Genomic DNA, 19,464 nt, shown 5'->3' with positions numbered 1-19,464 from the left:
TAAAGCAGAAGTCGATCGCGCGCGCTTCTCAGCACGCCGTCGCGCGGGAGCGCCGGTCAGGAGACGCCGTCGATCCGGTCGGCGAGGCGGTCCACCGCGGCCATCAGCTCGTGCCCTTCGAACAGCACGACGTCGTTGTGGTCCGCGCCCGCCACCGGCGTGATCTCGACCGCGCCCGCCGCGGCCTTCGCGACCGCGAGGCTCTGCTCGGCGGGCACGATCGAGTCCTCGGTGCCGTAGACCACGGCGGTCGGCACGGCGATGCCCGCGATCTGCTCGGCCACCGGGAACCGGTCGCGCAGCATGAGGCGTACCGGCAGGAACGGGTAGTGCTCGGCGGCGGTCGCGGCCAGGTCGGTGAACGGCGAGCGCAGCAGCAGCCCGGCGGGCGGGTGCTCGACGGCCAGACCGGTGACGGCGGCGCAGCCCAGGCTCTCTCCGAAGTAGATGATCCGGTCCGGGCGCGCCTTCGCCTCGTCCACGAGGTGGCGGTACGCCGCGCGGACGTCCAGCGCCAGCCCGGCCTCGCTCGGGCTGCCGGGGTTGCCGCCGTACCCCCGGTAGTCCATGAGCAGCACGGTGAACCCGCGGGCGGCCAGGGCCCGCGCGACCGGGGCCCGGTCGGCGCGGTTGCCCGCGTTGCCGCCGGCGACGAGCACGGTCAGGTCGCGGTCCGGGCCGGTCGGCGGGACCAGCCAGGCGGTCAGCGCCAGCCCGTCGGTGGTGTGCAGGGTGACGTCCTGCGCGCCGGGGATGGTCTGGGCGGCCGGGCCGGGGTGCGCGGTGTCCGGCAGGAAGATCAGCCGCCGCTGCAGCAGCCACAGCGCGGTCACCAGCATCGCGATGACCAGCAGCACGATCAGCGCGGGACGCACCAGCGACGAGGCCTTCAGCACCGCTCCATTCTCACCCCGGCGGCCGCCGCCCGCTCCGCCGAGGCCCGTTCGCCGCCAACCGCCTGCCGAACGAAAGCCGCAGCTCACACGGCATCTTGCGTTAAGAAGGTGCCCTTCCTCTACGGATACCGTTAATAAGGTGCCCTTGCTTTCAGCGGTCGGTGGTCAGGCGGAGGCCGAGGGTTATCAGGAGGGTGCCGGCTAGGGCGTCGGTGAGGCGGCGGAGGCGGGTGGGGGTGGCGGTGTCGCCGGTCCACCAGCGGCGGGCCAGGTCGATGCCGCCGATGAGCAGGGCGAACCAGAGCATCGCCTCGAGGTCGTGGACCAGGGCGAGCAGGAGGCCCATGGGGAGGGCGGCGACGCCGTCGGGCAGGAACTGCGGGAGCATCGCGACGTAGAACAGGCCGACCTTGGGGTTGAGGAGGTTGGTCAGGGCGCCCGTGCCGAAGGCGCGCCAGGCCGAGCCGGTCGGGGGAGGCGGGGTGACCGCGGTGGGGGCCGCCTCGGCGGCTCCGGTGCGGCGGGAGCGCCAGGCGTCGCGGAGCATGAGCGCGCCGACGACGACCAGGTAGATGCCGCCCGCCACGCGCATCACGGCGTACGCGGTGGTGCTGGCCAGCAGCAGGGCGGAGACTCCGGCGGCAGCGGCGGCGCCCCAGAGCAGCGCGCCGGTGCAGATGCCCGCGGCGGTGGCGTACGCGTGCCCGCGGCCCCGGGCCACGGCGACGCGCAGCACCAGGGCCGTGTCCACCCCGGGGATGATCGTGAGTACTCCGGCGACGAGGGCGAACGAGACGACGGCCGACGTGATGGTCACGCGCCGCAGTCTCTCACGCGGCGCGCGGGCTCACCTCGCGCCGTGCCGCCGGCCGCCGCGCAGGGCCGGGTAGTCCGGCAGGTCGAGCACATTGGTGCGGTCGTCGGCGGCCTTGAGCATCAGGTTCATGAAGTACGGCCGGTTGAGCAGGGCGTTGCGGGCCCGCACCGCCCAGGCCCGGCGTGGCGCGAGGAACCGGCCGGTGTTCTGGCCGCCCTGCTGGCCCCGCCGGGCGTGCGCGCCGAGCAGCGCCTCGTACCGTCCGAACGCGACGGCGTGCTCGTCACCGGCCGCGGCCAGCTCGCCCGCCAGCACGTACGCGCCGAGGATCGCGGTGCCCGCGCCCATGCCGCCGATGGTGGCCCCGCACGCCGCGTCGCCGAGCAGCGCGATCCGCCCGCGTGACCACGGGGTGACGTCGACCCGGCAGATCGCGTCGAAGTACAGGTCGGACGCGTCGGGCAGCGCGGCGAGCAGGCGCGGGGCGTGCCAGCCCATGCCGCCGAGCGCGGCCGTGACGATCTCGCGCTGCCGGTCGAGGTCGCGGCGGGGATGGTCGATCGGCGGCGCGGCGAACACGGCGAAGGCGTACGCCCGCTCGGGGTCACGGTGGTCCCCGCCGACGCTGATCATGCGGCCGGGCTCGTTGTAGAGCAGGCTGCCCCGGCCCTGGCCGCCGAACCCGGGCACCTCCCAGGACGCCACGTGGTAGCCCTGGTGCGACACGTACCGCTCGTGCGGGCCGTAGGCCAGCCGGCGCACCGTGGACCGGACCCCGTCGGCCCCGATCACCAGGTCGAACGTGCGCGCCCGGCTGTGGGCGAAGGTGACGTCGACGCCGTCGGGCGTCTGCGCGAGCGAGGTCACCGTGTCGCCGAAGACGTACTCGGCGTGCGGGCGGCTGTGCTCGTACAGGATCCGGGCGAGGTCGCCGCGCAGCACCTCGACCTCTCCCCCGGCGAAGTCGCCCGGCAGTTCCATGAGCCGGCGGCCGTCGGCGTCGACGAAGCGCATCGGGCTGCCGCCGGTCTGCGCCTCGCGCAGCGCGTCGAGCACGCCCATGCGCTCCAGCACGGGCAGGTGGCCGCCGCGGAAGTCGACGGCGCTGCCGCCGCGCCGCGGGGCCGGCGCGATCTCCACGACCGTCGGCCGGTAGCCGGCCCGGCCGAGCCAGTACGCCAGAGCCGGGCCGGCGATGCCGGCCCCCGAGATGAGCACGCTGCGCATGAGAACCCTCCCTTAATTGTGTCCACCGGACACTGTTTGAATTGTGTATGCTAGACACAGTTTTCTGAGGAGGGCAAGCCGGTGACGATGGAGTTCCTCTGGGGCGAGCGCGCCCAGCCCACCCGCGGGCCGAAACCCTCGCTGACCCTGCTGCAGATCACCGACGCGGCGATCGCGGTCGCCGACGCCGAAGGCCTCGCCGCCGTCTCCATGCAGCGGGTCTCCGCCGAGCTCGGCTTCACCAAGATGTCGCTGTACCGCTACCTGCCCGGCAAGGGCGAACTGGTCGCGCTCATGGTCGAACGCGCGGTCGGCGAGCCGCCCCGCCTGGACCCCGCCGCATGGCGCGCGGCGCTGCACGAGTGGGCGCACGGCCTGCTCACCGCATACCTGCGCCACCCGTGGGCGCTGGAGGCGACGGTCGGCCCGCGCCCGCTGGGCCCACACGAGCTGGCCTGGATGGAGCATGCGCTGACCGCGCTGCGGGACACCGGGCTGACCGGCGCCGAACAGCTCGACGCCATCGCCGTGCTCGCCGGGCACGTCCGGATGATCGCCCAGCAGGCCGCCGCGGTGCGCGACCCCGACGCGCAGTTCAGCGCCGGGATCGCCGCCGTCCTGGCCGAGCACGGCGCGCGTTTCCCGGTCCTGGCGCAGACCATGGCCGCGGCAGCCGCCGAAGGCGGCCAGGACCAGGCCTTCGAGTTCGGCCTGGACCGCATCCTGGACGGCCTGCAGACCCTGATCACGTCCAGGCGCAAACCGCGCCGCTGACCTGGCGCATGTGCCCCGCGGTCGGCGACCACCGCCGTCGACTCCGGCACAACGGGCCCTTCGCCGCGGCGAGAACACCTGCGCGCGTCGGCTTTTACAACTTTTTCGATGTGGCCACATCAAAACGATGTGAGTGCCGGGCTCGGCGCCCGCTACCGTCAGGCGATGCGGGTGACCGGGAGCGAGCTGACGACCGTAACCGGCCTGGTTTACCGGCAGGCCCGATCGGGCGGCGGCACCGAGTCGGTACGGCTGCCCGTACAGCGGCTGGCCGTGACCCGGGTGCCCGACGGCTGCGAGGCCGTCCTGGTCGCCGGTGACCTGCAAGGCGTCGCCCCGTCGCCGTACGGTGGCGCATCCGTGCTGCTCGGGGTCGCGCTCGCCGAGCACCTGGCCGGCTGGGCGGAGCAGGGCCTCGTGCCATCCCCGGACCGGCTCGCCGTGGTGCTGGCCGGTGACCTCTACTCCGCGCCGACCGCCGACGTACGCGGCGCGTCCGGGGACGTCGCCGACGTCTGGCTCGCGTTCGCCGCCGCCGGGTGCCGGCTCGTGACCGGGGTGCTCGGCAACCACGACGTGCTCGCGCCGTCCGATCTGGCCGGCCTCGACCCCGCCCCGGTCCCGCTCGACGGTGACGCGGTCGAACACGCCGGCGTGCGCTTCGCCGGGGTGGGCGGCATCATCGGCGATCCCGCCCGGCCGGGCCGGCGCGCCGAACGCGACCAGCTCGCGAACCTCGCCCGCGCCCTCGCCACGGCCCCCGACCTGCTCGTGCTGCACGAGGGGCCGCCCGGTGCGCGCCCGGACCAGCGCGGCAGCGCCGTGCTCGGCGAGCGGATCCGCCGCGCCGCGCCGCCGCTGACCGTCTGCGGCCACGTGCACTGGCCCGAACCGCTGTCCACGCTGGGCGGCGGGCACGTGCTCAACGTGGACTCCCGCGCGGTCCTGCTGACGCCGGGCCGCTGACGCCGTACCGCGGCACCGGGCCGCCGCCGGAGCGACCCGGGGCCGCCCCTAGCACCTTTTGAGCGTTCGCTCAAGTCGCTGATCACCTGCCGAAACGCGGACGCGGGCGCAGTCGGGATCGGAACCGTTTCGGCGGCCGCCACGCGGGTACCGTCGTTGCCATGCCCCTGCGCATCGAGGACTACGCGGTCATCGGCGACACCCAGACCGCGGCGCTCGTCGGCAACGACGGGTCGATCGACTGGCTCTGCCTGCCCCGCTTCGACTCCGGCGCGATCTTCGCGGCGCTGCTCGGCACCCCCGAGCACGGCCGCTGGCAGATCGCCCCGGCGACCCCGGTCCGCGCGGTGCGGCGGCGCTACCGCGGGGACACGCTGGTGCTGGAGACGGAGTTCGACACCGACGAGGGCACCGTACGGCTGGTCGACTTCATGCCGCCGCGCGGCGAGGCCGCCGACGTCGTGCGCATCGTCGAGGGCGTGCACGGGCGCGTGCCGATGCGCATGGACCTGCGGCTGCGCTTCGACTACGGGCACGTGGTGCCCTGGGTGCGCCGGATGGACGCCGACACGGTGGCCGTCGCCGGGCCCGACGCGGTGTGGCTGCGCACCCCGGTCGCGCTGCACGGGGAGAACCTGGCCACGGTCGCCGACTTCAGCGTCGGCGCGGGCTTCCACGTCCCGTTCGTGCTGACCTGGCGCGAGTCGCACCTGCCCACCCCGCACCCGGTCGACCCGATCGTGGCACTGGAGGGCACCGTCTCGTACTGGGAGGAGTGGATCGCGGGCTGCACCTACGACGGGCCGTGGCGCGAGGCCGTGATCCGCTCGCTGCTCACCCTGAAGGGCCTGACCTACGGCCCCACCGGCGGCATCGTCGCGGCGGCGACCACGTCGCTGCCCGAGGAGCTGGGCGGGGTGCGCAACTGGGACTACCGCTACTGCTGGCTGCGCGACGCCACCATCACCCTGCAGTCCCTGATGTACGCCGGCTTCGTCGACGAGGCGCGGGCCTGGCGGGCCTGGCTGCTGCGGGCGATCGCGGGCGACCCGTCCCAGCTGCAGATCATGTACGGCGTCGCGGGCGAGCGCCTGCTCACCGAGCGCATCGCGGACTGGCTGCCTGGCTATTGCGGGCGGCCGGTGCGCCTGGGCAACGCCGCCTCCGAGCAGTTCCAGCTCGACGTGTACGGCGAGGTCATGGACGCGCTGCACCAGGCCCGCAAGGCCGGGCTGGAGTACGACCAGCACACCTGGGACCTGGAGCGCGCGCTGATGAGCTTCGTGTCGGAGAACTGGACCCGGCCCGACGACGGCATCTGGGAGGTCCGCGGCGGCGCGCGGCAGTTCACCCACTCGAAGCTGATGGCCTGGGTTGCCGCCGACCGGGCGGTCAAGGCCGCCGAGCAGTTCGGCCAGACCGGCCCGGTGGAGCACTGGCGCGACCTGTGCCGGCGGATCCGCGCCGACATCCTCGACCAGGGCTACGACCCTCGCCGCAAGACGTTCACCCAGTTCTACGGCTCCGCCGAACTGGACGCGTCACTGCTGATGATGCCGCTGGTCGGGTTCCTGCCCGCCACCGACGAGCGGGTGCGCGGCACGGTCGCGGCGATCGAGCGGGAACTGATGCAGGACGGCTTCGTGCAGCGCTACACCCAGCACCCGGGGTCGGCGGTGGACGGCCTGCCGCCGGGCGAGGGGGCGTTCCTGGCCTGCACGTTCTGGCTGGCGCAGAACTACGCCCTGATGGGGCGGGTGGACGAGGCCCGCGAGGTGTTCGAGCGGCTGCTCGGCCTGCGCAACGACGTGGGGCTGCTGGCCGAGGAGTACGACACCGACGCGCGCCGCCAGGTCGGCAACTTCCCGCAGGCGTTCAGCCACGTGCCGCTGATCGACACCGCACGCCACCTGGCCGCGGCAATGGGGCCGGCGGAGAACCGGCCCCGCGAGTGACGTCGTGGCTCAGGACACCGGCTGGAAGTAGTGCTTGGCCCCGTAGAAGGCGACCTTCTTGCCGATGACCGCGCCGTGGTGGTCGGCGGTGCGGAAGTGGATGCCCGCCCACACCCGGGCGTCGATGATCTCCTTGCGGGCCTGGGAGAAGCTGGTGAAGCTGCGGGTGGTGCCGGTGACCGCGTTGAAGCCGGAGAAGGCGACCTGGTCGGTGTCGAAGAAGTCGGTCAGCGCGTAGCTCCAGGCGGAGATGTTGCAGGAGTGCCCGGACGAGTGCTCGTACCAGGGCGGGGTGTCCAGCAGCGGAACCCACGACGGGTCGGGCTCGGTGGCCGGGTTGCCGTCGTTCGCGGCCTCGTGGATGGCGGTGACCGGCCGCCAGGACTTCCAGTGCGCCTTGTCGTTGTGGCAGGCGATCACGGCGTCCGCGGTGGACATGCCGACCTGCGCGAACAGCCGGGCGCTGTCGGCCGCGGACAGGTTGTGGCCGGTGGCCAGCGCGCGCAGCATGGCCTCCTGCGGCACGGCGGCCCACCAGCGGGCGGCGTCGGTCTGGTCGGCGGTGCGCGTGGTGCTCGTGCGCAAGCCGACCGACTTCACCTCGTTGAAGTCCTCGGTGTAGTCCGAACTGGTCAATGCGTTGGGGCCGTCCGAGCGCAGCGCGGCGACGTCGGGCACCAGGAACGGCTTCACGTTGCCCGCCCAGGGCGCGGGGTCGACGGCGAACGCGGGCGGCGTGGGCCGCCACTGCCCCGGCTCGGTGCCGATGACCACGTCGGCCGGGCCGCCGCGCCCGTCGCCGGTGCGCGCCGCGATCATCGCGGTCGCGGCCTGCTCGCCGTCGGTGATGCCGCCCAGCTTCGCGGGCCCGTCGGGCACGGCCGCGAGCGCGGTGTCGTACTTGGTCTGCAACGCGGCGGACTGGGCCGGGAACAGGTGGGTCAGCATGCGGAACGCGGCGGTGGCCGCGGCGGCGTCCACCGAGTCGCCGGGCTGGGCCTCGACCTGCACCAGGTACGGCCGGTGGGTGCGGGTGACGCCGTTGACCGCGTCGTAGACGGCGCCGTGCACCATGGCGCGGTTGATCAGGGCGACGTGCGGCACGAAGGGGCCGGCGTTGCGGATCGTGTCCTCGGTGTGCTGGTTCCACACGACGACCGCGTTGACCGCGGACAGCACGGCCGCGGGGGCGCCGACGGGGGCTAGGGCCGCGGTCGCCGCGGCGAGGACGGTCAGGACTGCGCCGGTACGGCGGGCTCGGAGCCGCATGAACACTCCCGAGGGCACGTGCCCGCCCCGGTTGGGCCGGCAGCAATGTGTCCATTGTGCGGGGTTGTGACCGGAAAACGAACAGGCCGCACCGACGATTCACCGGAAAGATGCAGGTCAGACGTCTTCCGCCGACCGTCTCGCACGGACCGCCGAACGCATGACCTGCGCAGGAAGGTGCCCGGGGCTCCCCTGGCGGGGGGAGCCCCGGGCGGTCCGGTCACGCGGGCGGGGTGCCCCAGGAGAGCACGCCGCCGACGTATCCGGGGATGGCGGGCGCGTCCGCGAACGCCGTGTTGGCGCCCCGGCTGTAGTCGCCGACCTCGTTGAACGGGCTCCAGTCGGCCTTGTGCAGGCGCAGCTGGATCTCCCCGGTCGACGCGCCCGCGGCCAGGGTGCCGCCGGTGAACGCCACCTCGACGTAGGTGTCCGCCCCGGCGACCGGGACGGCCAGGCTCACCACGGTGGTGCGCACGTTCGCGCAGCCCAGCTGGGCCCAGTCGCAGTACACGGTCACGCCCGCCGCCCCGTCGCGGGTCAGGTAGTAGCGGGCGGTGACCGTGCTCAGACCCGTCGCGGAGGTGCCGGAGTTGACGACCTGCAGCCCGAACCGGATCGAGTTGTCCGTCGGCGAGCCGTCGTTGTTCTTGTAGCGCACGGTCAGCCCGCCTCCGGCCGGCGGCGCGGACGTGGTCGCGGTGATCGGCGCGGACCACACCGAGGGGTCACCTGCGGCGTTGCGGGCCTGCACGGTGTACGTGTACGCCGTGCTCGGGCTCAGCCCGGTGTCGGTGTACGACGTGCCCGTCACCACGGCGACCTGCACGCCGCCGCGCCGCACCGCGTAGCTCACCGCGGTCGGCACCGGGTCCCAGGTGATGGTGACCGAGTCGCTGCCGGTCGCGCCGACCCGCAGGTTCGCCGGCGCCGCGGGCGGCACCACGTCGCCACCCTGGGTCGTCCCGGTCACCGGCACCGAAGCGGCCGACACGTACCCGCCGACGTCCCGGGCCCGCACGGTGTACGTGTACGCCGTCGACGGGGTCAGGCCGGTGTCGGTGTAGGACGTGCCGGCCGGCGTGCCCACCTTGACCGTGCCCCGGTAGACGTCGTACCCGGCCACGCCGACGTTGTCGGTGGACGCGTCCCAGGCCAGCGAGATCGATGTCGAGGACGTCGTGGTGACCCGCGGGTTGCCGGGCACGGTCGGCGGCGTCACGTCGGGGGCGCCGCCGGTCAGGTCGGCCGTGTTGCGGTCGAGGTGGGTGGCCACCCAGACCAGCGGGGCGTTCCAGTTGATCGTGTTCTCCTTGGAGCCCCACGCGTCGGGCGCGGTGTTCTTCGGCGCGTACGACTTGGCCGCCGGGCGGCCGGTGGGCGTGGCCGGATCGTTGATCAGCTCGTTGTTCGGCCCGCCGGCCAGCCAGCCCTTCGGGTACGCGATCCCGGGATACTTCCCCCACGCCCAGCGGTCGTGCAGGTCGGTCTCGGCGTACTCGCCGTAGCCGGTGACGTACGACAGGCGCATCGCGTTGTTGCCCATCAGGTAGTCCATGGCCCGGTTCATCGCCTTGAAGTAGGCCAGGCTGCCCGAGTCGTCGTAGGCCACGCCGAGCACCAGCATCCGGTTGGCGATGAACGAGTTCGAACCCCACGGGTACGCCGACGCGCCCCCGATCAGCGACGGGTAGCCCTCGCCCCGCAGCGTGGTGACGATCTGGTCCGCGAACGAGCGCACGTTGCCGCGCATCGTGGCCAGGTCCGCGGCGGGCAGGTCGTTGGCCACGCTGACCAGCGACAGCGTGCCGGTCGCGGCGACCTCGGCCCAGTCGAACTGGCCCATCTCCCGGTAGTGCGGCGAGCCGGTGACCGCGGTGCGGTAGCCGGACAGGGCGGAGTCGCTGCGCTTGAGCGCGGTCAGGTACAGCTCGGCGGCGGCCGCGTACCGGTCGTCGCTGTTCTTCGTGTCGCCGTAGTCGCCGCCGCCCTCGGCGTCGGCGGTCGTGTTGTAGTCCACGTTCGGCTGCGCCTCGGCCCTGGTCCAGGCGTCCTTCGCGATACCCCACAGCGTCGCCGCCCGCACCGCGTCGTACGGCGCCAGCACCCGGGCGAGCTGCGCGTTGGTCCGCGCCACCGCGTACGTCGCGTTCGTCGACGGCCCCATCGCCGAGCGGGCCAGCCCGTTCTCCTGATCGACCGAGGTCACCGGGAACGCGCTCCAGGCGTGGTTGTGCACCTTGTGCGAGGCCAGCCCCGTCGACGGGAGCAGGCCCGCCATCCAGCGCGAGCCGAACTCGACCTCGTCGAGGATGTCCGGCCGCCCGTTGGCCCGCTCCGGGATCGGCAGCGACCCGTCGCCGTACGCGGCCGGTTCCCGCTCCAGCAGGTTGAGCAGCGTCCACGCGGACACGGCGTGGTTGACCGCGTAGATGCCGAAGTCGCCGGCGTCGGCCCAGGAGTAGCGCACGTTCAGCCGCTGGCTGCCGCACCAGCTGTTGTAGCAGGGCACCGACTCGTCGCCGGGGTGCAGCGCGGCGTGGCCGTGCCCGCTGTTCTGCAGGAACTGGCCGTCGACGGCCGCGCCCATGCGGTGGAAGTAGAAGTACTGCATCGCCTCGCGGCCCAGGGCCGGGTAGAGCGAGGAGGCCGAGATCGTGAACGGCACGCTGGTGCCGACGCCGTCGACCCACAGCACGTAGTCGCCGGGCGTGCTCAGGGCACTGAAGTCGGCCTGCTGCACGGTGTCGCCGGAGGCGCGGTCGCTGCCGTACGCGGTGGTGGTCCCCGAGGCGACGGCGCCGCCGCTGCTCGCGGCGCGCACCTGCCAGGCGCGCGCGCCGCCGGAGGCGACCACGGTGGCGATCTTGTCGGCTCCCGTGAGGTAGCCGATCTGGTTGACCCGCACGGGGCTGGTGTCGACGTCGGCCGCCGCGGGCGCGGCGGGCAGCGGGAGCAGGACGGCGGCGGCCGCGGTGGCGAGCACCAGGCGCAGCCGCCGAGAGGTGGGATGGGTCATCGGTGACTCCAGTGATCGGCTGGATGGTCGGCGCCCGCGGGACGCGCCGGGGAGGACGGCGCGTTCCGCGGGCCGGGTGCCCGATCGGCGCTGGTCCGCGGGCGCGGAGCCTTCGGCCGGGTCGGGCGGATGGCGGGTCCGGGGCGTGGTTCCAGGGCCCGCCCGGGGCGGAGGTGTGGACCGGTCGGCGACGGTGAGGGGCCCGCTGCCGACCAGTCGTCGATCATGGAACAGCGAGGGCGCAGCTGGTCACGGTGACCGTGCCCGTGCCGTTGGCGACGAACCCGAAGGACGTGCTCGCCGACGGGGCCAGCGAGCCGTTGTGCGGCGCGTTGGTGACGGTGTTGCCCGTCCGGTTGCCGTTCCACAGGTTGGCGATGGTCAGCGTGCTGGGGATGTTCAGCACGACAGACCAGCCGGCCGACGTCATGGTGCTGGTGTTCTTGACGGTCACCTCGGCCTGCATTCCGCCCTGCCAGGAGCCGGTCACCACCAGGGTCGCGGTGCAGCCGCTGCCGCCGCCCCCACCGCCGCTCGACGTGGTGCCGGTGACCGCGGCCGAGGCCGCCGACACGTTGCCCGCCGCGTCCCGGGCCCGCACCGTGTACTGGTACGCGGTGGACGCGGCCAGCCCGGTGTCGGTGTAGGTGCGCCCGGAGACGGTGGCGACCTTGGTTCCGGCGCGGTAGACCTCGTACGCGGTGACACCGACGTTGTCGGTGGCCGCGCCCCAGGTCAGCGACACGGAGCTGCTGGTGACGCCGGTGACCGACGGGTTGCCCGGCGCGGACGGGGCGATGGTGTCGCCGCCGCCGCCCCCGCCGCCGTACACGTCGGCGAGGTTGTAGCCGGTGGTGCTGGTCGCGCCGCCGAGCCGGACCTGGTGGTCGAGGCTGACGAACTTGCCCTGGTGCTGCCACAGCGCCGGCTTGAGCAGGTTGTACTTGGCGGTGTCCCAGGTGGCCCAGTCGTCGAGCAGCAGGCCGCCGGTGTCGCCGGAGTTCGGGTTGAGCACCCAGAACGTCTGGTGCAGGCGGTACTGCACGATCAGGTCACGCAGCGCGGTCATCCACTTGTCCTGGCGGGCGTCCTGGCCGAGCCGGCCGCCCCACTCGCCGATCAGCAGCGGCGCGATGCCGTCCTCGTGAATGTAGAACCAGTTCGGCCGCCACACGTCGTTGGTCAGCGAGGTCTTGTCGAACGTGCCCTGGAACCACGGCTGCTCGTAGACCAGCGGGCCGTAGTCGTGCGGGGAGTACATCAGCTGGTCCTGGTTGGCCCCGAGGTTGATCGGGTAGTCGCGCACGCCGCGCAGGTTGCCGCCCCACCAGTTGTAGAAGTAGTTGGGCGACAGGTCCGGGTCGGTGTTCGGGGAGTTCCAGGTCTCACCGGGACGCGGGTAGACCTCGATGCCCTCGCACAGGATCAGCACGTTCGGGTTGATCGCCAGGATGCGCTTGCCCGCGGTCTCGCAGGCGTACTTGAAGTTGTCCTGGTCGGTGCTGTTGTCCCACTTGGCCCGCGGCGGGGAGTTGGGGGTGCCGTGCGGCTCGTTCTTGATGTCCATCGCGACGATGGTGTCGTTGGTCTTGTACCGGTTGGTCACCCACTCCCACGCCTGGTAGAACTGCTCGACCGTGATCGTGCCCTTCCACCACACCGGGTGGATGTGGCCGGAGTTGTCGGCCTCGGCGCTGTGCACGTCGAGCATGACCTTGATGCCGTACTGCTCGCACAGCTGCAGCCAGTAGTCCCAGATCTGCAGGTTGTTCTTGCCGGCCAGCTCGGGGTTGGCGTACGTGTTCACGTTCGGCGCGGCGACCGTCTGGCCGTTCTTCCACTCCAGCAGCAGCTGGGTGGAGATCGGCACGCGGACCAGGTTGATGCCCCGGTCGGCCATGCCCTTGGTGATGGTGGTGATGTTGCCCGACCACAGGCCGTGGAAGACCCGCTCGGAGGCGTTGAAGCCGAACCAGTTGACGCCGGTCAGCCATACCTCGTTGCCGGCCTCGTCGACGACCTTGTTGCCCTGGACGTGCAGCCAGTCCTTCTCCGGCACCGCGGCGGCGGCGGTGGTCGGGGCGAGCACGGCCGCGCCGGCCGCCAGCATGGTGGCCATCGTGGCCAGCGCGAGGGGGAGGCGCAGTCGCCTGCGGATCCCCGCCTTCCTGGTGAGTGCCATGGGAACCTTCCGGAAGCGGTGGGTGCGGCGGTGATCGGTGGCCGCCGCAGGTCGGGAGCGCTCCCAGGCACGGCCGGGCAACCCTGCTCCCCCTGGCGGGCACCAGGGGGTGGCACGGACCGCCCGCCGAGGCGGGCTGCCCGGTTCCCGCCCCTGTCAGCAACCATCCGGCATGGACCAGACATCGACGACAGTGAACGGGAGCGCTCCCATTTGTGTTGGAGCGTAAGGCTCCGGTAACCCGGACGCAACAGTTTGCGTCAATCCCTGCCCACCGCCGGGCCCGACGGCCTTGCGTCTGGAAGCGCTCTCACACCAGGATCGGGCCATGCGCAGCATCACCAAGCCCGTGCTGTCCGAAGCCGACATCACCCGCCTGATCCGGCGGAGCCTGGGCGAGCAGGCCGCCGTCATCGGGCACGAGGAGTTCACCGACGGCTTCTTCAACGCCGCCCACGCCGTACGCCTGGCCGACGGCCGCGAGGTGGTGCTGAAGGTCGCGCCGGACCAGGGCCTCACGATGCTGACGTACGAGGTCGACCTGATGTTCACCGAGATCGAGTTCTTCGAGCGGGCCGCCGCGGCGGGCGTGCCGCTGCCGCGGATGTGGCACGCCGACGCCGAGGGCGGTGTCATGGTCATGGAACGGCTGCGCGGGGTCTCGTTCGAGCAGGCCAAGCAGACCATGGCCGCCGAGCACGTGCTCGCGGTGCGCCACGAGCTGGGCCGGATCGCCGCGGCCGTCACCGCCGTCACCGGCGAGCGCTTCGGCTACCCGCGCCGCGACGGGCGCACCCGCTCGGCGTCCTGGCGGGAGACGTTCCTGCACTTCGTCGACGACATCCTGGCCGACGCGACGGCCACCGAGCGGCCGCTGCCCCGCCCCGCCACCGAGATCCGGGAGCTGGTCGCACGGCACACGCCGCTGCTCGACGCCGTGACCGTGCCCGCGCTGGTCCACTTCGACCTGTGGGACGGCAACGTGTTCGTCCTGGCCGACGGCGACGGCTGGCGGGTCGAGGGCATCATCGACGGCGAGCGCGCGTTCTACGGCGACCCGATCGCCGAGCTGGTCTCGCTGACCTCGTTCGTGCCCGAGGAGCAGGCCGCGGCGGCCGTCGACGGCTTCCTCGGCCGGCCGCTGACCGCCGCCGAGCAGCTCCGGCTGACGCTCTACCGGATGTACCTGTGGCTGATCCTGGTCGCCGAGACGGCCGTACGCGGCTACCCGGAGAAGGAGAACGGCGAGCTGCTGTCCTGGGCCGGCGGGCGACTCGCCGCGGATCTCGACGTGCTCGCGGCGGCATGAAAGTTACAGGGGTGACCGGTGGTACCAGTGTGATCAACATGCCATGGAAAGGACCCGCAAAGGTGTTTTGATAGGTGACATGAGCACTCCGGCGATCCTGACCGTGGACGACGACCCGAACGTCTCCCGCGCGGTGGCGCGCGACCTGCGCCGGCACTACGGCGAGAACTACCGGGTGGTGCGGGCGACTTCGGGCACCGAGGCCCTCGACGCGCTGCGCGAGCTGAAACTGCGCGGCCAGCAGGTGGCCGTGCTGCTGGCCGACTACCGGATGCCGCAGATGAACGGCATCGAGTTCCTGGAATCGGCGATGGACCTCTACCCGCGGGCGCGGCGGGTGCTGCTGACCGCGTACGCCGACACCGACGCGGCGATCAACGCGATCAACCTGGTCGACCTGGACCACTACCTGCTCAAGCCGTGGAACCCGCCGGAGGAGCACCTCTACCCCGTCGTGGACGACCTGCTGCAGTCCTGGCTGGCTACCCCGGACGCGGCCACCGCCGAGCTCCGCGTGGTCGGCCATCGCTGGTCCGCGCACTCCTACAAGATCCGCGACTTCCTCGCCCGCAACCTGGTCCCGTTCCGCTGGTACGTCGCCGACGACCCCGAGGGCGCGCGCCTGCTCGCCGCGGCCGGGCTGACCGCCGACGACGTGCCGCTGGTGGTGACCGCCGAGGGCAAGACCCTGGTCCAGCCCAACGAGGCCGAGCTGGCCGGCAACATCGGCCTGACCACCACCCCGGCCGCCGACTTCTACGACGTCATCGTGGTCGGGGCCGGACCCGCCGGGCTCGGCTCGGCCGTGTACGCCGCCTCCGAGGGCCTGCGCACCGTGCTCGTCGAGCGCCGCGCCACCGGCGGGCAGGCCGGGCAGAGCAGCCGGATCGAGAACTACCTCGGCTTCCCCGACGGCGTGTCCGGCGCGCAGCTCACCGAGCGGGCCCGCCGCCAGGCGCTCAAGTTCGGCGCGGAGCTGCTGTCGGCCCGCGAGGTCACCTCGCTGGAGACCTGCGGCTCGGCCCGCGTCGTGCACTTCGCCGACGGCAGCCGCATCGCCGCGCACGCCGTGGTGCTGGCCACCGGCGTGTCGTACCGGATGCTCGACGTGCCCGGCTGCGCCGACCTGACCGGCCGCGGCGTGTACTACGGCTCGGCCGCCACCGAGGCGCCCGGCTGCAAGGACCAGGACGTCTACATCGTCGGCGGGGCCAACTCGGCCGGCCAGGCCGCCGTCTACTTCTCCCGGTACGCCAGCCGCGTGCACATGCTGATCCGCGGCGAGGACCTGCGCCGGTCCATGTCGCGCTACCTGATCGACCAGATCGAGGCGATCGAGAACATCACCGTGCACCCGTACACCCAGGTCAAAGAGGGCGGGGGCGACGACCACCTGGAGCACCTCACCCTCGTCGACACCCGCACCGGCGAGGAGAGCCAGGTCGACGCGTCCTGGCTGTTCATCTTCATCGGCGCGGAACCGGGCACCGACTGGCTGGACGGCGTGCTGGCCCGCGACGAGCACGGCTTCGTGCTGACCGGGCCCGACCTGCTCAGCGGCGGCAAGCGCCCGGCCGGGTGGCGCCTGGACCGCGACCCCTACCACCTGGAAGCCAGCGTGCCGGGCGTGTTCGCCGCCGGCGACGTGCGGTCCGACTCGGTCAAACGCGTCGCCTCCGCCGTCGGCGAGGGCGCCATGGCCATCTCACTCGTACACCGATACCTGGAGGGGCAGTGACCATCGAACTCACCCCCGCGCTGCTACGCGACCTGTTCCTGTTCGAATCGCTCAGCGACGACCAGCTCGCCTGGCTGGCCGAGCACGGCCGCATCGAATGCATCCCCGCCGGTCCCGTCTTCGCCGAGGGCGACGAGGCCAGCTGCTTCTACGTGCTGCTGTCGGGCACCGTCGCGCTCAGCCGACAGGTGCACGGCGACAGCATCGAGGTCAGCCGCACCGACCAGCGCGGCGTGTACGCCGGAGCCACCCAGGCCTACCTCGGCGACCGGGTGCCGCAGAAGTACGTGCACTCGCTGCTCGCGGTGTCCGACACCGAGTTCTTCGTGCTGCCCGCCGACGACTTCGGCACCGTCATGCGCGAGTGGTTCCCGATGGCGATGCACCTGCTCGAAGGCCTGTTCTTCGGCATGCGCAGCATGCAGACCCTGGTCGGCGAGCGCGAACGCCTGCTGGCCCTGGGCTCGCTGTCGGCCGGGCTCACCCACGAGCTGAACAACCCCGCCGCCGCCGCGGTGCGGGCCACGTCCGTGCTGCGCCAGCGGGTCGCCGGGATGCGGCACAAGCTGTCGCTGATCGCCGACGGCCGGCTCGACGGCACCCGGCTGCGCCAGCTCGTCGACCTGCAGGAGGAGGCGGTCAAGCGGATCGACGGCGCGGCCCAGCTCACCCCGGTGCAGACGTCCGACGCCGAGGACGCGCTGGCCGACTGGCTGGAGGACCGCGACATCACCGGCGCGTGGGACATCGCCCCGACCCTGGTCGCGGGCGGCGTCGACGAAGAGTGGCTGGAGCAGGTGTCCGACACGGTCGGCGCGGAGAACTTCGAGTCCGCGGTGCGCTGGCTGACCTACACCCTGGAGACCGAGCTGCTGATGGGCGAGATCGACGACTCGGTCACCCGCATCTCCGGCCTGGTCGCCGCGGCCAAGCAGTACTCGCAGCTGGACCGCGCGCCGTACCAGGAGGTGGACGTCAACGAGCTGGTCAAGGCGACGCTGGCGATGTTCGCCGGCAAGGTCACCAAGGATCTGACCGTGGTCAAGGAGCTGGACCGGACCCTGCCGAAGATCCCCGCGTACGCCGCGGAGCTGAACCAGGTGTGGACCAACCTGATCGACAACGCGCTGGGCGCGATGAACGGCTCCGGCACGCTGACCATCCGCACCGGCCGGGACAACGACTGCGTGTTCGTGGAGATCGGCGACAGCGGCCCCGGCATCGACCCGGCGATCCGGCCGCGCATCTTCGAGCCGTTCTTCACCACCAAGCCGGTCGGCGAGGGCACCGGGCTGGGCCTGGACATCTCGTACCGGATCGTGGTCAACAAGCACCACGGCGACATCCGGGTCGAGTCGCAGCCCGGTGACACCCGCTTCCGGGTGGTGCTGCCGATCGAGCCGCCCGCCGAGTAGCCGCCCCGGCGGCTAGTCGAGGTCGCGCAGGATGCCCTCCAGGATCGCGGGGGTGTCCTGCGGCGGCGAGGCGTCGACGCACAGCTGCTCCATGACGGTGACGTACTGCTCGACGTCCTCGCGCTTGTCGAGGTAGAGCGCGCTGGTCAGCTGCTGCAGGTAGACCACGTCGGGCAGGTCGTGATCGGGGAAGCGCAGCAGCGAGAACGCGCCGCTGCTGAAGGCGTGGCCGCCCTTGGCGAACGTCATCACCTGCAGGGTGACCGTTGGCAGTTTCGCCGCCTTCAGCAGCGCCTCGATCTGGCCGCGCATCACCGAGCGCCCGCCCACCGGCCGGCGCAGCGCCGCCTCGTCGACCACGGCCCACAGGCGCGGCGGGTTCTGCCGGTACAGGATCTGCTGGCGGGTCATCCGCAGCTCGACCCGGCGGCTCACCTCGGGCTCCGGCTTGCCGCCGTGGCCGAGCACGATGACGGCGCGCGCGTACTCGGCGGTCTGCAGCAGGCCGGGCACGAACTGCACCTCGTACGTCCGGATGATCTGCGCGGCGGACTCCAGGCCCAGATAGGACTGGAACCAGGCCGGGTAGACGTCGCCGTACTGGTGCCACCATCCCGGCTCGTTGGCCTGCCGGGCCAGGTTGGCCATCGCCTCCCGCTCGGCCTCGTCGGTCACCCCGTAATAGGTGAGCAGGTCGGCGACGTCACGCTCCTTGAAGCCGACCCGGCCCAACTCCATCCGGCTGATCTTCGACTCCGAGGCCCGGATCTGCCAGCCCGCGTCCTCCCGGCTGATGCCGCGGGACTCCCGCAACCGCCGCAGCTGCGCTCCGAGCAGCATGCGCAGCACGGTAGGACCGCCGCCCGACCCACTCTCCGGGTCTGCCGCCATACGTGCGCCCTCCGCCTGCCCGCCCGCGTGATCTCCTGCGCATACTGTCGCAAAGCGCGGGCGCACTGTCGAGAATCAACGGTCAAGAAAGTAGATCGTCGAAGTCACCGTCGTAAACACCCAGCAGAAACGCGTTCATCTCCGCCCTCGTGTAGAGCAGCACCGGCCCCAGCGGATCACGCGAATGGCGTAGCGCGAAACCCGACCCCCCGGGCAGCCGGCCGATCTCCACACAGTTTCCGTCAGCTCCACTGCGCACGCTCTTGCGCCACGCGATCGCGGCGAGCTCCGGTGCCCCGCCGTGGATGTGCGTCATCGCGATCCTCCGCCCCCAGAGAGAAGACGCGCCGCCGCGTGCAGATGACACGATCATCTGCACGTGCATCAGCGCTTGCTTTTGCACAGGATAGCCGTGCATCATGAGGTCGGCTAAGCGAACACAGTCAATGGAAGCGCTACCGTCGGCCACCCCGGCGGCTGCGCAACCCCCTCCACCTGGGCAGACGGCACGGACCCCTCCCGGACCGGCAGGCTCAGCCTTCTCGGGATGCGGCTACCTCCCGGGCGCGTCGCGCTACGCGGTGTGACCGAAGGCGGCCTAGTCCACGGACGTGGGGAGTCGCCGGCACGCGCGGCACGAGCCACGTCGGAATGTTCCGCCCCACAGGAGGACTCCCGATTCATGGCACCACCGAAGACACACCCGGATGACAGAGCCGTGGCGGACGTCGTACCCACCGACGTGTACGCGCCCCACGACCGGGTCTGGGTGTACCGCGACGGCCAGTGGCGCGCCGGCATCGTCTACGACGCCAGCAGCCACGCCGCGACCGTCATCTGCTGCTCCTCGACCGCCCGCGGCACGGAGGTCGAGATCAGAACCGCACGCTACGTGGCCCGGCGCGACCTCATCGACCTGTCGATCGACGCGCTGAGCTACGTCTGATCCTCCTCAGGTCACCGCGGGGCGGGAGCGGACAACGGTGCGAGTTGTCCGCTCCCGCCCCGC

The 19,464-nt window shown here is 72.2% G+C and carries 15 protein-coding genes; 7 read left to right on the top strand and 8 right to left on the bottom strand.

Features of this window, described 5'->3' with window-relative positions:
- Nucleotides 1-56: 56 nt before the first annotated feature.
- From Cco03nite_RS34805 to Cco03nite_RS34795, 3 genes are all read right to left on the bottom strand, one after another.
- Nucleotides 57-896: an alpha/beta hydrolase gene (locus Cco03nite_RS34805; protein WP_239167905.1), complete on the bottom strand. Its 840-nt coding sequence runs from the start codon at nucleotides 894-896 to the stop codon at nucleotides 57-59.
- 151 nt (nucleotides 897-1,047) lie between these two features.
- Nucleotides 1,048-1,713, bottom strand: a complete 666-nt coding sequence (locus tag Cco03nite_RS34800) for a LysE family translocator (RefSeq protein WP_239167904.1) — start codon at nucleotides 1,711-1,713, stop codon at nucleotides 1,048-1,050.
- 30 nt (nucleotides 1,714-1,743) lie between these two features.
- Nucleotides 1,744-2,940 (bottom strand): FAD-dependent monooxygenase, encoded by a 1,197-nt coding sequence (locus Cco03nite_RS34795; protein WP_203698156.1) that lies wholly within the window; start codon nucleotides 2,938-2,940, stop codon nucleotides 1,744-1,746.
- Nucleotides 2,941-3,027: 87 nt separating this feature from the next.
- On the opposite strand from Cco03nite_RS34795, the gene Cco03nite_RS34790 reads away from it, so the two are divergent.
- The 3 genes from Cco03nite_RS34790 (at nucleotide 3,028) to Cco03nite_RS34780 (ending at nucleotide 6,635) form a co-directional block, all read left to right on the top strand.
- Nucleotides 3,028-3,714, top strand: a complete 687-nt coding sequence (locus Cco03nite_RS34790) for a TetR/AcrR family transcriptional regulator (RefSeq protein ID WP_203698184.1) — start codon at nucleotides 3,028-3,030, stop codon at nucleotides 3,712-3,714.
- A 165-nt stretch (nucleotides 3,715-3,879) separates the two neighbouring features.
- The gene (locus Cco03nite_RS34785; protein WP_203698154.1) at nucleotides 3,880-4,680 is read left to right on the top strand and encodes a metallophosphoesterase family protein; all 801 of its coding nucleotides are present in this window, start codon (nucleotides 3,880-3,882) and stop codon (nucleotides 4,678-4,680) included.
- Nucleotides 4,681-4,841: 161 nt separating this feature from the next.
- Complete coding sequence (locus Cco03nite_RS34780; protein ID WP_203698152.1) at nucleotides 4,842-6,635, top strand: glycoside hydrolase family 15 protein; 1,794 nt, start codon at nucleotides 4,842-4,844, stop codon at nucleotides 6,633-6,635.
- Nucleotides 6,636-6,644: 9 nt separating this feature from the next.
- Here Cco03nite_RS34780 and Cco03nite_RS34775 read toward each other — a convergent pair whose 3' ends face one another.
- The 3 genes from Cco03nite_RS34775 to Cco03nite_RS34765 form a co-directional block, all read right to left on the bottom strand.
- On the bottom strand, nucleotides 6,645-7,904 hold the full coding sequence (locus Cco03nite_RS34775) for a vanadium-dependent haloperoxidase (protein ID WP_203698151.1): 1,260 nt from the start codon (nucleotides 7,902-7,904) through the stop codon (nucleotides 6,645-6,647).
- A gap of 220 nt (nucleotides 7,905-8,124) precedes the next feature.
- Nucleotides 8,125-10,920 (bottom strand): glycoside hydrolase family 9 protein, encoded by a 2,796-nt coding sequence (locus Cco03nite_RS34770; protein WP_203698150.1) that lies wholly within the window; start codon nucleotides 10,918-10,920, stop codon nucleotides 8,125-8,127.
- A gap of 223 nt (nucleotides 10,921-11,143) precedes the next feature.
- Nucleotides 11,144-13,039 (bottom strand): cellulase family glycosylhydrolase, encoded by a 1,896-nt coding sequence (locus Cco03nite_RS34765; protein ID WP_203698182.1) that lies wholly within the window; start codon nucleotides 13,037-13,039, stop codon nucleotides 11,144-11,146.
- Nucleotides 13,040-13,430: 391 nt separating this feature from the next.
- Here Cco03nite_RS34765 and Cco03nite_RS34760 point away from each other — a divergent pair, with 391 nt between their 5' ends.
- The 3 genes from Cco03nite_RS34760 to Cco03nite_RS34750 all read left to right on the top strand — a co-directional run bounded on the left by Cco03nite_RS34760 (nucleotide 13,431) and on the right by Cco03nite_RS34750 (nucleotide 17,564).
- Complete coding sequence (locus Cco03nite_RS34760) at nucleotides 13,431-14,411, top strand: phosphotransferase family protein (protein WP_203698149.1); 981 nt, start codon at nucleotides 13,431-13,433, stop codon at nucleotides 14,409-14,411.
- 79 nt (nucleotides 14,412-14,490) lie between these two features.
- Nucleotides 14,491-16,149 (top strand): NAD(P)/FAD-dependent oxidoreductase, encoded by a 1,659-nt coding sequence (locus tag Cco03nite_RS34755; protein ID WP_203698148.1) that lies wholly within the window; start codon nucleotides 14,491-14,493, stop codon nucleotides 16,147-16,149.
- Complete coding sequence (locus tag Cco03nite_RS34750) at nucleotides 16,146-17,564, top strand: ATP-binding protein (protein WP_203698147.1); 1,419 nt, start codon at nucleotides 16,146-16,148, stop codon at nucleotides 17,562-17,564. The genes Cco03nite_RS34755 and Cco03nite_RS34750 overlap by 4 nt, the downstream gene beginning before the upstream one ends.
- A gap of 12 nt (nucleotides 17,565-17,576) precedes the next feature.
- Here the strand turns inward: Cco03nite_RS34750 and Cco03nite_RS34745 are convergent, their stop codons facing one another.
- Both Cco03nite_RS34745 and Cco03nite_RS34740 read right to left on the bottom strand, forming a co-directional pair.
- Nucleotides 17,577-18,455 carry a Sco1979 family transcriptional regulator gene (locus Cco03nite_RS34745; RefSeq protein WP_203698146.1) on the bottom strand — a complete coding sequence of 293 codons (879 nt, stop codon included), beginning with the start codon at nucleotides 18,453-18,455 and terminating at the stop codon, nucleotides 17,577-17,579.
- A gap of 82 nt (nucleotides 18,456-18,537) precedes the next feature.
- Nucleotides 18,538-18,858, bottom strand: a complete 321-nt coding sequence (locus tag Cco03nite_RS34740) for a DUF397 domain-containing protein (RefSeq protein WP_373314403.1) — start codon at nucleotides 18,856-18,858, stop codon at nucleotides 18,538-18,540.
- A 315-nt stretch (nucleotides 18,859-19,173) separates the two neighbouring features.
- On the opposite strand from Cco03nite_RS34740, the gene Cco03nite_RS34735 reads away from it, so the two are divergent.
- Complete coding sequence (locus Cco03nite_RS34735) at nucleotides 19,174-19,401, top strand: hypothetical protein (protein ID WP_203698145.1); 228 nt, start codon at nucleotides 19,174-19,176, stop codon at nucleotides 19,399-19,401.
- The last annotated feature ends 63 nt before the right edge of the window (nucleotides 19,402-19,464 follow it).

The sequence above is a fragment of the Catellatospora coxensis genome, assembly GCF_016862635.1.
GTDB lineage: Bacteria > Actinomycetota > Actinomycetes > Mycobacteriales > Micromonosporaceae > Catellatospora > Catellatospora coxensis.
Note: the sequence above shows the minus strand (reverse complement) of the source record. Positions and strands in the feature narration are given on the sequence as shown.

Coding starts and splice junctions, on each gene's coding strand:
- Cco03nite_RS34795 (WP_203698156.1), bottom strand. CDS start 2,940: ATGCGCAGCGTGCTCATCTCGGGGGCCGGCATCGCCGGCCCGGCTCTG.
- Cco03nite_RS34790 (WP_203698184.1), top strand. CDS start 3,028: ATGGAGTTCCTCTGGGGCGAGCGCGCCCAGCCCACCCGCGGGCCGAAA.
- Cco03nite_RS34775 (WP_203698151.1), bottom strand. CDS start 7,904: ATGCGGCTCCGAGCCCGCCGTACCGGCGCAGTCCTGACCGTCCTCGCC.
- Cco03nite_RS34770 (WP_203698150.1), bottom strand. CDS start 10,920: ATGACCCATCCCACCTCTCGGCGGCTGCGCCTGGTGCTCGCCACCGCG.
- Cco03nite_RS34745 (WP_203698146.1), bottom strand. CDS start 18,455: ATGGCGGCAGACCCGGAGAGTGGGTCGGGCGGCGGTCCTACCGTGCTG.
- Cco03nite_RS34760 (WP_203698149.1), top strand. CDS start 13,431: ATGCGCAGCATCACCAAGCCCGTGCTGTCCGAAGCCGACATCACCCGC.
- Cco03nite_RS34780 (WP_203698152.1), top strand. CDS start 4,842: ATGCCCCTGCGCATCGAGGACTACGCGGTCATCGGCGACACCCAGACC.
- Cco03nite_RS34785 (WP_203698154.1), top strand. CDS start 3,880: ATGCGGGTGACCGGGAGCGAGCTGACGACCGTAACCGGCCTGGTTTAC.
- Cco03nite_RS34755 (WP_203698148.1), top strand. CDS start 14,491: ATGAGCACTCCGGCGATCCTGACCGTGGACGACGACCCGAACGTCTCC.
- Cco03nite_RS34765 (WP_203698182.1), bottom strand. CDS start 13,039: ATGGCCACCATGCTGGCGGCCGGCGCGGCCGTGCTCGCCCCGACCACC.